The sequence below is a fragment of the Actinomycetospora soli genome, from assembly GCF_021026295.1.
Lineage (GTDB): Bacteria > Actinomycetota > Actinomycetes > Mycobacteriales > Pseudonocardiaceae > Actinomycetospora > Actinomycetospora soli.
Map to the genome: position 1 here is coordinate 1 of NZ_JAJNDA010000027.1, position 12,846 is coordinate 12,846.

The window sequence follows — 12,846 nt, forward strand, 5'->3', positions numbered from 1 at the left end:
ATCGCCTCCGCCCGATGCAGGCGCCGGATCTCCGCCCAGTCCTCCACCTTCAACACCCCTTCCCATCGGCAAGGGGGTCCAGATTCACCCGTCGCAGAGGGGTCAGGATTCAGGCGTCGTCAGCAGCCAGGTGCAGCCACGGTCCGGCGCGGTCGTGTTCTCGCTGATCGCGTAGGTGCTGTTCATCGGCACGCCGGTCGGTCAGGCCGTGCCGGGAGCGGTCGGCAAGGTCATGCCGACCGTCGACCAGGCGACGACCTCCGGCTCTCAACGGCGGCAAGCAGTGATCGGCCGCCCGTCATCAGTGCGCTCTTGGCCGCGCGGGCCGTACAGGTGGAGGCCGTCGCCTCCGGCGATGCGACCGGTCGGTCCGCGGAGCTTGTCGCGGCCGCTCTCTCGGTCGAGGGCGCCTGCGGCGCCGCTGCGCGACCGGACGTCGTCCGGCCCTGGACCGCGAGCCGCGGCGGCCCCGCGGCGCCTACGGAGCGGTGGAGGCGGCGCGGCTCCTCCACCCACGGCCCCGGGTCCGACCGGGGTCTTCCCGACGGCGGGTCCGGCCCGGTGGAGCGTCCGTCCACCACGAGCAGGAGGTGGCACCTGTGATGCACCGCAGCACGATTTCAGCGGCACGGAGCGCCCACAGGGCGCCTCGATGCCACTGAAGTCATGGAGGTCCAGACACACGACGAAGGCCCCGACCGATCCGGTCAGGGCCTTCATGTGGGGTGCGCCGTCAGGGACTCGAACCCCGAACCCAGTGATTAAGAGTCACTTGCTCTGCCCATTGAGCTAACGGCGCGTGACCAGAAGACTAACACTGCTGATCTTCCGGTCCGGCAGCGGGGGTGCCACTGCCGTCCGGGTGAGTGACGGGACTTGAACCCGCGACACCTGGGATCACAACCCAGTGCTCTGCCAACTGAGCTACACCCACCATTGGCTGTCCCCGGCGTCCCGGCGACGCGCTCAACTGTACTAGCCGCGCCCCAGCCTCCTCCGGCGGGGTCCTGGCGGAAGCGGTACACGACGTCGGCGAACGCGGTCGTCGGGAAGAGAAGAGCACCCGCACCGGCCCGTCGTCCGCACGGAGGCCGTGCTCGATCCCGGCGGGCAGGCGCACGTGGGTGCCCGCGTCCACCGTCGATTCCTCGCCCGCGAGCGAGACGACCGCGCGGCCCGACACCACGAAGTACAGCTCCGTCGCCGCGTGCCGGTGCCGACCGAGCCAGTCGCCGTGGTCGAGGTCGAGGAGACCGGTCGTGATGGCGTGCGGGGCGGGGTCGGTGCCGTCGTCGAGCAGGCACCAGCGCAGGTGCCCGCGGACGGGGTCGTCCCACGTCTCCCACGGCTGGTCGACGCGACGCGGTGAGCAGCGACATCGGGCCTCCCGGGCGAGAGGTGCGGTCCCCGGGTCTCGAGGCGGACCGACAGGGGTCGACCGAGGGACGGAGGGCGGAAACCGCCCCTTCCCGACGTCGGGTCCTGCCGCTGCCCGGGGACGCGACGCGCGACCCGCCGTCAGGAACCCTCGGCGTCCACCACGTCGGCGGCGGCCGCGCGGGCCTCGTCGGTCGTCGGGCCCGGCAGGGGCACGAACGCCGTGCGCCGGTAGTACTCGAGCTCGCGGATCGACTCGCGGGCGTCGGCGAGCGCGCGGTGGGCGAGGCCCTTCTCCGGCTGCGCGTAGTAGATGCGCGGGTACCAGCGCCGGCACAGCTCCTTGATGGAGCTGACGTCGATCATGCGGTAGTGCAGGTAGGAGTCCAGCTCCGGCATGTCGCGGGAGATGAAGCCGCGGTCGGTGGCGATCGAGTTGCCGCACAGGGGAGCGGTGCGCGCGTCGGGCACGTGCTCGCGGATGTAGTCGAGGACGAGCTTCTCGGCCTCGGCGAGCGTCACCGACGACGCCCGGACCTCCTCGGTCAGCCCCGACTTCGCGTGCATCTCGACGACGACCTCGGGCATGTTGTCGAGGTCCTCGTCGGACGCGTGGATGACCACGTCGACGCCCTCACCGAGGGGGACGAGCTCCTGGTCGGTCACGAGCGCCGCGATCTCGATCAACTTGTCCTTGCCGAGATCGAGCCCGGTCATCTCGCAATCGATCCACACCAGCCGTCCGTTCACCCGGTCGACCCTACTGACCTCGACCGATCCCGGCGCGCGGGCGTGATCGACGAAGTGGCGTTCCTGCCGCTGGATGACAGCAACGACGCTTTGCTGCCACAGGGCTAGTGCGAGAACGCCGCCAGCTGCGCCGCGCGCACGTCGTCGGTCTGCGCCTGCACGAGGTGGAACATCGCCTCGCGCGACCACCGCTGCTCGTGCGACGACGAGTACATCGCCGACCCGCCCCGGGCCGCCACGAGCCCGGCCGCCGCCCGGACGGTCAGCTCCGCGATCCGGCCGCGCAGCTCCAGGCGCTCGTCGACGAACCGGTCCCGCTCGGGCGAGAACCGCAGCTCGTACGCCCGCTCGCGCAGCGGCCACGCCGTCGACGCCAGGGCCTGCGCCTCCTCGACGGCGGCGGGGCGGTCGCGCTCGTGCCCGGTTCGCAGCGTCTCGTCGATCACGCGGCGCAGGAGTCCCAGGGTCGCGGGCTTCGTGTCGACCACGGTGCCGGCGTCTCGGCGCCGCCACTCGTCCACCGGCACGACCGCGGCCACCTCGTCGGCGTCCACCGCCATGTCGTCCAGCGCCAGCCCCACCGTGTGCGTCCCGCCCATGACGGCCAGCGCGTACGGCTCCGAGGCCACCAGCCCCGGCCGCTCGTGCGCGGGCAGCAGCGCGAACACGGCCTCGCCGGCGTCGGACTGCGCGGCGATCAGCACGAGGTCGACCAGGCCCCACCCGGTGCACCACTCGGCCCGACCGGTGAACCGCCACCCGGACCGGCCGTCGGGAACGGCCCGGATCGCGGGCGGCCCCGGGCGCCGCAGGTGGGCGACCGCGATCCCGCCGAGCTCGTCGCCGCGGCAGAGCGCCTCGCGGTACTGCTCGGCGGCGGGGAACGGCGAGTCGAGCGTCAGCTTCTGCGGCGTGCGGTGCTGGGTGAGCACGAACCACGTCGCGGCGTCGGCGCCCGCCAGGATCTCCTCGACCTCGGCGAGCGTGCGCTCGTCCCGGCCCATCCCGCCGAACTCCGACGGGGCCGCCACGCCGTAGAGCCCCTGCGCGGCGAGCCAGCGCAGCAGGCAGCGCTGGACGCCGAGCGCCGGGTCGTCGCTGTCCGCGGCGTTCTCGAGCAGCATCTCGGCGGCCCCCCGCGCGAGCGCGAGGGGATCGGACCCGATCGACAGGTCCGGCGGGTGGACGATCATGACCGCAGGTTCTCCTGGGGGGAGGGGGAGTCGAGAACCGTTGTACCAAATCGAATTGTCACGCCGAGGTCACGACGACGACTGACCCAGCTCCTTCTTGACGACCTTCCCCGTCTGGTTGCGGGGCAGTTCGTCCAGGAACTCCACGTCGCGCGGGGACGCGAAGCGGGCGAGGTTGTTCTTGACGTGGTCGCGGACCTCGTCGGCGGTGAGCTTCGCACCGTCCTCGAGCACGAGGTAGGCGGCCAGGCGCTGGCCGTACTCCTCGTCGTCCACGCCGATCACCGCGGCCTCCTTGACGCCGGTCATGGAGCCGAGCAGGCCCTCGACCTCACCGGCGTGGATGTTCTCCCCGCCGGAGACGATCATGTCGTCGGCGCGGCCGGAGATGAACAGCAGCCCGTCGTCGTCGTAGTGGCCGAGGTCGCCCGTGCCGAGCATCCCGTCGACCACCTCGGTCTCGCCGCGACCGCCGGTGTAGCCGGTGAAGAGCATGTCGTTGCCGACGAAGATGCGACCGGTCTCACCCGCGGGCAGCTCCTGGTCGTCGTCGCCGAGGATCTTGACCTCGGTGCCCGCCGGCGGACGCCCCGCCGTCCCGGGCTCCTGGCGCAGCTCCTCGGGCTTCGCGATCGAGGCCCACGAGACCTCGGTGGAGCCGTAGAGCATGTAGAGCTTCTCGCCGAAGGTGTCGAGGAACTCGGTGACCTTGTGCGGCGGCATCGCCGAGCCGGTCGCGGTGACCGTCTTCAGCGCCGAGGTGTCGTAGCGGGCGATCACGTCGTCGCCGAGCTCGAGGATGCGCTGCAGCATCACCGGCACCGCGAACATCGACGTGCACCGGTGGATCGCGAGCTGGCGCAGCGCGTCCTCCGGGTCGAACTTGCGGCGCAGCACCAGCGTCGAGCCCATGAGCGAGCCGATCTGGAACGCCGCGAAGCCCCACGTGTGGAACAGCGGCGCCGACACCAGCGCCGGCTCCCGGGCGGTCAGCGGGATGCGCGACAGGATCGCGTTCACCGGCCCGATGCCGTTGGGGGAGGGGCGCTCCGCGCCCTTCGGGGTCCCCGTCGTGCCCGAGGTCAGCACGATCGTCTTGCCCGTGGGCGGCTTCGTCGGCAGCTCCTTCGAGCCGTCGACCGCGATCAGGCCCTCCAGGGTGTCGTCGCCCCAGCAGCCCGACCCGGCGTCCTGCCAGCCGCCGATGCGTTTCACCGACTCCGGGACCTCGTCGAGCCGGTCGGCCAGGTCGGAGTCGACGACGATGCTCGTCAGCTCCTGCTCCTCCGCGACGGCCTTCATCTGGCCGGTCGACAGGCCGGTGTTCATCAGGACGACGTCGGCGCCGATCTTCGACGCCGCGATGATCGTCTCGATCGGGCCGCGGTGGTTACGGCAGAGCACCGCGATCTTGCTGCCCGGGCCGACGCCGCGGTCGGCCAGCGCCCGCGCCAGCCGGTTCGTCCGCTCGTGCATCTCGCCGTAGGTGAGCGTCCCGCGGTCGTCGATGATCGCGACCTGCTTCGGGTGCCGCCACGCGCCGATCGTGTAGGCGGTGGTGGGGGTGAAGCCGTAGCGGTACAGCGCGACCGGGAACTTCACCACCCGGTGCGGCGCGATCGGGGCGACGACCCCGGCTCCGATCAGCAGACGGACCCCCGTCGCGAGCTCGGTCGGGGTTCCGAACGGCGTCCTCACCAGTGCACTCCAGGAAGAAGTCGGGCAAAGGCCTGCGCCCCGCGCGAGAGCGGGCCGGCCTGCAGGGCACGGTCCTCTCCGGGGGTCACCGCATCACTACCCTCGCGTGCCGCCCGCGACTCGGGGAACACGCGATAGGCGACGTGCATGACGACGTCCACGATCCGCGGGGTCAGCGACGCCGAGACGGCGCCGAGCGTGCCCAGGGCCGTGCCGACGTGCTTGGGTCGGTCGATCAGGGCGCCCACGACCATGTCGGCCGCCTCGCCGGGGGAGAGCGTCGGGAACGCGTCGTAGATCTTCGTCGGCGCGATCATGTCGGTGCGCACGAGCGGCATGTGCACCGTAGTGAACGTGACGCCGTCCCCGATCACCTCGGTCGCGACGATCCGCGCCCACGCGTCGAGCGCGGCCTTCGACGCGACGTACGCGCTGAACCGCGGCGGACCGGTCTGCACGCCGATCGAGGAGATGTCGACGACGTGGCCGAAGCGCCGCTCGATCATGTGCGGCAGCAGCGCCATCGTCAGGCGGATCGCGCCGAAGTAGTTGATCGCCATCGTGCGCTCGAAGTCGTGGAACCGGTCGAGCTCGAGCTTCACCGAGCGGCGGATCGAGCGGCCGGCGTTGTTCACCAGCATGTCGATGCCGGTGTCGGGCCCGGCGCTTCCCCCGTCGCTGCGCTCGCCCCCGCTGTGGTCGGCGAGCATCGACTTCACCGTCGCGTCGACGGACTCGGCGTCAGTGATGTCGCAGGTGTAGGTGTGCGCCTGGCCGCCCTCGCGCTCGATCTCGAGGCGGACCTCGTCGAGCTCCTCCTGACGGCGGGCCACGAGCAGCGGCACGCCGCCGTTGCGCGCCACCCGGATCGCGGTCTCGCGCCCGATCCCGCTCGACGCGCCGGTGATGACGACCCGCCGGCCGAGCAGGGGCGGCCCCGGGCGGGGGCGGCGCGCGCGGTTCGGGTCGAGGTGCTCGCGCCAGTAGCGCACCAGCGCGGGGGCGTAGTCGCCGAACTCCGGCGGCTGGAGGCCGTCGAGCGCCCGCACCGTCTCCTCGGCCGTGTAGACGCACGGGAACGTCAGGTGCGGCAGCACCTCCGGCGGGATGTCGAACTCGGCCAGCGCGATGTCGCGCGCCGAGCCGCCGGCCCCGGTGTCGGCCGCCGCTCCCACGGCCCGGGTCAGGGCCTTCCCGACGGCGGGTGGGAGCACGGGGAGGAGCTTCGGTGCGCCCAGGGCCCCGGCGAGCGCGTTGTAGATCTCGCTCAGCGGCTGGGGGCGCGGGTGCACGAGGTGGAACGCCCGGCCGTCGAGGTCGGGGGTGTGGACGAGCCGGACCATGGCGTCGGCGACGTGGTCGACCGGCACGATGTTCGTGGTCCCGAGCTCCGGCGCGGGGACCCGCAGGAACCCCGGCAGCCGGCCGAGCGCGCTGATCGCGCCCATCAGGTAGTACGGGCCGTCGATCTTGTCGATCTCGCCGGTGCGCGAGTCGCCGACCACGACGGCGGGGCGGTAGACCCGCCACGGGATCGTCGACTCCTCGCGGACGATCTTCTCCGCCGCGAACTTCGTCTCGTGGTACGGGTTGCCGAAGCGCTGCCCGAGGTCGAAGTCGTCCTCGGTGAACACGCCCTCGTGCTCCCCGGCGACCGCGACGCTCGAGACGTGGTGGAAGCACCGCGCGCCGATCTCGGCGGCGAGGGTCACGACGTTCCGGGTGCCGTCGACGTTGGCGGCCCGGTTCGCCTCCTCGTCGGCGGTCATGTCGTAGATCGCGCCGAGGTGCAGCACCTCGTCGACCTGCCCGGACAGGTCGGTCACGGCGTCGTCGTCGAGCCCGAGCCGGTCCCGGGCCAGATCGCCGGTGACGGGCACGATCTTCTCGGCGCCGTCGAGCTCGCGGGTGCGCCGCTCGAGCTTCCGCACCGACCCCGACCGCACCAGGGCGTAGACCGCCTCGCAGTCCTCGCGCTCCAGCAGCCGGGCGAGCACGGCGCGCCCGAGGAACCCGGTACCGCCGGTAACGAGATAGCGCATGGCGGAGGATCGTGGCACGAGACACCGGAGCGCGCTACGGGGAGTGAACCGATCGTCGCTCCCGGGCGACCGTCGGGCCGATCGTGACGCGGACCGGGGCAACCTCGTGCACGATCGGTTGGCCCGCCACGGATCGGTCAGGTGAGCATCGCCCGGCGGTACGCCGTCGGGGTGTGCCCCGTCCGGTCGCGGACGAGCTGGCCGAAGCGGGTCGCGTTGGTGAACCCCCAGCGTCGGGCGATCGCGGACACCGGGGTGGCGGCGTCGGCCGGGTCCGCGAGGTCGGCCAGGCACCGTTCCAGACGCCGGGTGCGGATGGTCCCGGCCGGGGTGCGGCCGTCCTCGGCGAGCAGGGCGTGCAGGTGGCGGGGCGAGACGAACAGCGCCGCCGCGGCCGCCCGGGGCGTCAGGTCGGGGTCGGCGAGGTGGGCCTCGACGTGGTCGTCGAACGCCGCCCGCAGCGCGTCGTGCGGGTCGTCGGCCACGAGCAGGCCGCGGCGGGCGAGCTCGTCGTCGAACAGGGTGCGGGCGAGCTCGACGGCCTGCTGCGCGGTCGCGGCCAGACCGGCGGGCCTGCTCCGGGCGGACTGCAACCCCGTGAGCAGGCCCGCCACGGCCGGTGCCAGCCCCTCGCTGCCGCGCAGCCGGGTGGCCGTGAGCTCCCCGGAGCGACGGCCACCCGCCGTCGGGAAGCGGAAGCAGAGGCTGCGGTAGCCCTCGCGGGCGACGATCTCGACCGGGCGGGCGGACTCGTAGAAGACGAGGTCGCCGCGCTCGACGGTGGCGGTGCGGCCGTCCTGACGGAACTCGGCGCGGCCCGCGAGCTGGACCGAGAGCAGCGTCTCCGGCGGGTCGTCGGGCGCGATGTGCCCGGCCTCGCGGACCGCGACGTGCGGGTGGGCGACCATCGCGATCAGGGACGTCGGGCCCAGCCGGCGGCGCGTCACGTGGCCGCGGAAGCGCTCCGGCCGGGAGAAGGAGAAGTCCGCGGCGACGAGGGCGTCGGAGACCACGTCCGACCACGCGGTGGCGTCGGAATCCATCGGCTCACCCCTGCGCCCGTCGGAGAGGTCCGTGCACTGTAGCGAGAGCGGTGAGACCCGGGCCACACCTAGCGTCGGGCCATGACCGAGCAGCTCACCCGCCCCGGCCTGCACGTCGGTGACGAGTTCGACGCGATCGTCGCCCGCCTGGAGGCGCTCGACCCGCTCCTGCGCGCGGAGGCCGACGCGGTCGAGGCCGCCGGCCGCCTCACCCCGCGCGTGGTGGAGGCCCTCGAGGACGCCCGGGCCTTCGACATCGGCATGCCCGCCGAGCTGGGCGGCCCCGAGTTCACGCCGCGGCAGCTGATCCGGGCCGTCGAGACCCTGTCGCGGGCCGACGCGTCGACCGGCTGGGTGGTGATGGCCCTGCAGATGATCGCGGGCACCACGGTCGCGTACCTGGGCGCGGACACCGTCGCCGACATGCTCGACGGGTCGCACCGGATGCTCGCCGCCGGGCAGGGGACGCGGCCGGGGCGCGCGCGCCAGGCCCCGGGCGGCTACCGGGTGTCGGGGTCCTGGCAGTTCGCCTCCGGCCTGCTGCACTGCACCCACGTGCACACCGCGGCGATCGTCGAGGAGACCGGCGAGGCGCTCGTGTTCACGCTGCCGCGCGAGCAGGCGACCCTGGTGGAGAACTGGGACGTCATGGGCCTGCGCGGCACCGGGAGCATCGACTACACGCTCGACGACGTCTTCGTCCCCGCCGGGCGCACCTACGTCGCCACCACCACCGAGCCGCTCGTCGGCGGCGCGGTCTACCGCTGCGGCCTCGCGAACATGGCGGGCATCTGCCACGCGGGCTGGGCGCTCGGCGTGGGGCGGCGGCTGCTCGACGAGATGGCCGCGCTGGCGGCGGCGAAGTCCGGGACCTACCGGGCCGGGGTGGACACCTCGGAGTTCCACGCCGCCTACGCGCGCGCCGAGGCCACGTTGCGGGCCGCGCGGGCCTGGACGACGGAGGTCTGGGCGGACAACGAGGCCACGCTCGCGACGGGCTCGGCACTGTCCACCGACCAGGAGACGCTGACCCGGCTCGCGCTGGCCTCGACGACGGAGGCGGCGCTCGAGGTCGGGCAGACCGTCTACCGGTGGGCCGGGACGGCCGCGCTGCGCTCCGGGCCGCTCAACCGCGTGTTCCGCGACCTGCACGGCGGGACGCAGCACGTGACGTCGTCACCCGCCGTCGTGCAGGGCGCGGGGAAGCGGCTCGCCGGGTTGGCGCCCGACGCGCGGTGGGTGTTCCTCGAGCTCGTGGAGTGACCGGTCAGCGGTCCTCGTCGGCCATCGTCTCGACGTGCTCCTCGGCCTCGGAGTCCTTCGCGACGGCCTCGATCCGGTCCTTCGACTGGTCGCGCTCGTCCTTGTCGGGGTCGAGACCCGTGAGCGCCTGCTCGGTGTCCTCGTACTCGTCCACGTACTGCTGCTCGAGGTTCGCGGCGCGCTGTGCGGGGTCGCTCATGGGTGCGGAGTCGGCAATCGGGGCGCTTCCCAAACGACGGCGGGGGTGCGTCAGCCGTGTGCCACCGCTGACGGTGGGTGTCAGCCGTGTGCCACCGCTGACGTCGGGGCCCGCGCGCGACCGGCACCGACCCGACGTCGGGAAAGCACCCGACGGGGATCGCCGCGGGGCCCTCGCACGGGGTAGGCAGTGCCCGTGGTCGACCTCGCCAACCTCCCGCCGGAGCAGGTCCGGGCGCTGAAGCGCGCGCCGGACGCCGGGTTCCGGGCGCCCATGCTCGCGTCCCTGTCGAAGCCGACCGACCCGCCGCCCCCGCGGGAGGGCTGGTCGTTCGAACGCAAGCTCGACGGCGTGCGCGTGATCGCGACGCGCGAGCGGGGGGAGCGGCCCCGGCTGTGGAGCCGCAACCAGAAGTCGGCCGACGCGAGCTACCCGGAGGTCGTGGACGCGCTCGACGCCGCGGGGCCGGACCGCTTCGTGCTCGACGGGGAGATCATCGCGGCGGACGGGCGGTTCGGGTCGTTGCAGGCCCGCATGCACCTGTCCGACCCCCGCCGGGCGCGCGCGACCGGGGTGGCGATCGAGTGCCACCTCTTCGACCTGCTGGTGCTCGACGACCTCGACGTCACCCGCCTGCCGCTGTCGACGCGGCGGGCGCTGCTGGAGACGGTCGTGCGGCCGGACCCACCGGTGCTCGTGATCTCCCCGGACCTCGACGGCGACCCGCTCGCGCTCCGCGACGCCGCCTGCGCCGACGGCTGGGAGGGGCTGATCGCGAAGCGCCTCGACGCGCCCTACGCCGGCGGCCGGAGCCACGACTGGCGCAAGCTCAAGTGCGTCCGCGACCAGGAGTTCGTCGTCGGCGGGTGGACCGACCCGGCGGGGTCACGCCACGTCCTCGGCGCGCTGCTCGTCGGCTACCACGAGAACGGGGTGCTGCGGTACGCCGGGAAGGTCGGGACGGGGTTCGACGACGCGGCGCTGCAGCTGCTGCGCTCCCGGCTCGACCCGCTGACGACGGACACCGACCCGTTCTCCGACGCGCCCCGTGAGCGCGGCCGGCACTGGGTGCGCCCGGAGCTGGTGTGCCAGGTCGGGTTCGGGGAGTGGACCTCGGACGGCCGCCTGCGCCACCCGCGGTACCAGGGGCTGCGCGAGGACAAGGACGCCCGCGAGGTGGTGCGGGAGAGTGGCTCCGCCACGTGAGCACTCTCCGTGGTCACAGCCCCGGAAAGTGCTCACGGGCGCCCAGCGCACCGCTACGGATGCCGCGCGTACGCGTCCATGCAGCAGTAGACGAAGTAGGCCGCGAAGCCGAGTCCGGTGATCACGAACATCGCCGCGCCCACCGTGTGGCTGGCCATCGTGCGGAGCGCGACGTCGACGCCGCCGATCGCGTCGGGCGCGTCGTTGATCGCCGCGCCCAGGGTCAGGATGCCGACCACGCAGAACACGACCGCCCGCGTCAGGTTCCCCACCGATCCCGTGATCAGGGTCAGCCGCCAGCGGTATCCGTGGAGCTTCTCCGGGACGAAGTCGCCCATGAACGTGGCGCGGACCCCGGTGTAGGTCATCGAGAAGAACATGCCGATCGCGATCAGCCCGGCGATCCCGACGGCCCACCGGCCCGCGGAGTAGGTGAACACCTCGCGGACGGTGTCCCCGAACGCGTTGCGGCGGCCCTGGAGCCGGACCGCGAACTCCGCGGCGAGGTAGGCCACGGAGAGCACGCCGAGGGCCTTCGCCGCGGCGCCGAGCCGCTTGCGCCAGCGCTCCTCGGGGCTCGCCCAGCAGAAGCCGACCGCGGCCGCCCGCAGCTGCCAGAACGCGAACGCCACGAGCGCGACGGCGGCCGCCCCGAGCAGCCAGCGCCCGAAGAACCCACCGCCCGCGGCGACCAGGGCGACCGCGCCGCGCGGGTCGGCGTGCCCGTCCTCGCCGGCGCCGGACCGCGGCCCGAGGGCGGCGATGCGGATCGCGAGCACCGCGATGCCGAGGTGCACGAGGCCGTAGGCCACGAGACCGACGCGTCCGATGGCCTCGACCCATGCCGGGGCGTCGCGCACCTCGTCGGACTCCGATCGGTCGAGCGCAGCGCCCACGACGGAGGCGGGCACGATGCTCATGGGCTCAGTGGTACCCCCGGATCCCCGCGCTGTCCCTGTGACGTGTCTGTGAGCTGTGGCATGACCACCCGAAGGACGTCCTCCACCCCGACGGCGAGCAGCGCCGGGTCGGGGTCGTCGGCGAAGCGCTCGCCGCGGCGGACGGCGGCGTCGGTCAGGGTCACGTGCCGCGGGTCGTCCGCCGGTGGGCCCCACTGCTCCGGCCCGACCGGCCCGAACAGGGTCACCGACGGCGTGCCGTAGGCGGTCGCGACGTGCGCGATCCCCGTGTCACCCGCGATCACCGTCCGGGCGTGCGCCACCAGCCGGCACAGCTCGCCGATCGAGGTCCGGCCCGCGAGATCCCGCCCGGGCACCGCGGCGGTCAGCGCACGCTCCTCGGGCCCACCGGTCACGACGACCTCGTGCCCGGCCCCGGCCACCGCCCGCGCCACCGCGACGAAGCGCTCCACGGGCCACCGTTTGCTGCCGAACGCGGCGCCGGGGTGGATGACGACGCTCCCGTTCCCGACGGCGGGTGGGGCCGGCCGGGGCAGGCGGAGGTCGTCCGCGGCGGCGGCCGCCTCGTCCGCGGTGACCAGGCCGACGGCGGCGAGCAGGTCGGACCAGCGGCGCCGCTCCGGGCGGGTCGGGTCGTCGGTCCAGGGCGGGCCGTCCCAGCCCGGCGCGGCGTGCCCGATCCGGACGGCGGGTCGGTCGCCGGCGATCGCGTCCAGCCGGGCGTGGCTCTGCGGCCCGGCGCCGTGGAGGTTGACGAGCGTCAGCGGTGGCCCACCGCTGACGCTCGGTGGCAGCCGTGTGCCACCGCTGACATCAGGGTCGGCCGACGATGTCCCGCTGCTCCCACTCGATGCGCGCCACGGGACATCGACGGTCGACCGTGGCGCGCTGCTGACGTCAGGCGGCAGCCGTGGGCCACCGCTGACACCGGGCGCCGACCGTGGCGCGCTGCTGACGTCAGGTGTCAGCCGTGGGCCACCGCTGACACCCGGCACCGACCCGTCGTCGGGAAGGACCGGGAACCCGGGCACGTCGTGCACCCACGCCGGCCCGTGCAGCACGACGTGCTCGTCGGGCAGGGCCCGGCGCAGCAGCCGCAGGGCGGGCACGGCGACGAGGAGGTCGCCCAGCCCGAGGTCCCGCAGGACGTGCACC

10 protein-coding genes, 2 tRNA genes and 1 pseudogene are annotated in these 12,846 nt (G+C 73.6%); 2 read left to right on the plus strand and 11 right to left on the minus strand.

Features of this window, described 5'->3' with window-relative positions; genetic code table 11:
- Positions 1-726 precede the first annotated feature (726 nt).
- The 8 genes and pseudogenes from LN037_RS28125 to LN037_RS28155 all read right to left on the minus strand — a co-directional run bounded on the left by LN037_RS28125 (position 727) and on the right by LN037_RS28155 (position 8,103).
- Positions 727-799, minus strand: a tRNA-Lys gene (locus tag LN037_RS28125).
- A gap of 62 nt (positions 800-861) precedes the next feature.
- Positions 862-934 (minus strand) — tRNA-His (locus LN037_RS28130).
- A gap of 132 nt (positions 935-1,066) precedes the next feature.
- A pseudogene (locus tag LN037_RS34080) lies at positions 1,067-1,522 on the minus strand (cupin domain-containing protein); the annotation flags it as partial.
- Positions 1,519-2,127 carry an oligoribonuclease gene (gene orn / locus LN037_RS28135; protein ID WP_230759723.1) on the minus strand — a complete coding sequence of 203 codons (609 nt, stop codon included), beginning with the start codon at positions 2,125-2,127 and terminating at the stop codon, positions 1,519-1,521. The gene orn and the pseudogene LN037_RS34080, both read right to left, overlap by 4 nt.
- Before the next feature lie 104 nt (positions 2,128-2,231).
- Complete coding sequence (locus LN037_RS28140; protein ID WP_230759725.1) at positions 2,232-3,320, minus strand: acyl-CoA dehydrogenase family protein; 1,089 nt, start codon at positions 3,318-3,320, stop codon at positions 2,232-2,234.
- A 69-nt stretch (positions 3,321-3,389) separates the two neighbouring features.
- Positions 3,390-5,018, minus strand: a complete 1,629-nt coding sequence (locus LN037_RS28145; protein WP_230759726.1) for an AMP-binding protein — start codon at positions 5,016-5,018, stop codon at positions 3,390-3,392.
- Entirely contained in the window at positions 5,015-7,060 is a 2,046-nt protein-coding gene (locus tag LN037_RS28150) for an SDR family oxidoreductase (RefSeq protein WP_230759728.1), read from the minus strand. Before LN037_RS28150 ends, LN037_RS28145 begins: the two co-directional genes overlap by 4 nt.
- A gap of 137 nt (positions 7,061-7,197) precedes the next feature.
- Entirely contained in the window at positions 7,198-8,103 is a 906-nt protein-coding gene (locus tag LN037_RS28155) for an AraC family transcriptional regulator (protein WP_230759730.1), read from the minus strand.
- An 81-nt stretch (positions 8,104-8,184) separates the two neighbouring features.
- On the opposite strand from LN037_RS28155, the gene LN037_RS28160 reads away from it, so the two are divergent.
- Positions 8,185-9,366, plus strand: coding sequence for an acyl-CoA dehydrogenase family protein (locus tag LN037_RS28160; RefSeq protein WP_230759732.1), 1,182 nt, complete (start codon positions 8,185-8,187; stop codon positions 9,364-9,366).
- Between the two features lie 4 nt (positions 9,367-9,370).
- Here LN037_RS28160 and LN037_RS28165 read toward each other — a convergent pair whose 3' ends face one another.
- Positions 9,371-9,565, minus strand: a complete 195-nt coding sequence (locus LN037_RS28165; protein ID WP_230759733.1) for a hypothetical protein — start codon at positions 9,563-9,565, stop codon at positions 9,371-9,373.
- Positions 9,566-9,760: 195 nt separating this feature from the next.
- Between LN037_RS28165 and ligD the strand changes: the two genes are divergently transcribed.
- On the plus strand, positions 9,761-10,771 hold the full coding sequence (ligD, locus tag LN037_RS28170) for a non-homologous end-joining DNA ligase (RefSeq protein WP_230759736.1): 1,011 nt from the start codon (positions 9,761-9,763) through the stop codon (positions 10,769-10,771).
- Positions 10,772-10,824: 53 nt separating this feature from the next.
- On the opposite strand, the gene LN037_RS28175 is transcribed toward ligD, so the two are convergent.
- Positions 10,825-11,691: a DUF1206 domain-containing protein gene (locus LN037_RS28175; RefSeq protein ID WP_230759738.1), complete on the minus strand. Its 867-nt coding sequence runs from the start codon at positions 11,689-11,691 to the stop codon at positions 10,825-10,827.
- Positions 11,688-12,845 (minus strand): glycosyltransferase family 9 protein, encoded by a 1,158-nt coding sequence (locus tag LN037_RS28180; protein WP_308286205.1) that lies wholly within the window; start codon positions 12,843-12,845, stop codon positions 11,688-11,690. The genes LN037_RS28175 and LN037_RS28180 overlap by 4 nt, the downstream gene beginning before the upstream one ends.
- Position 12,846: the final 1 nt, after the last annotated feature.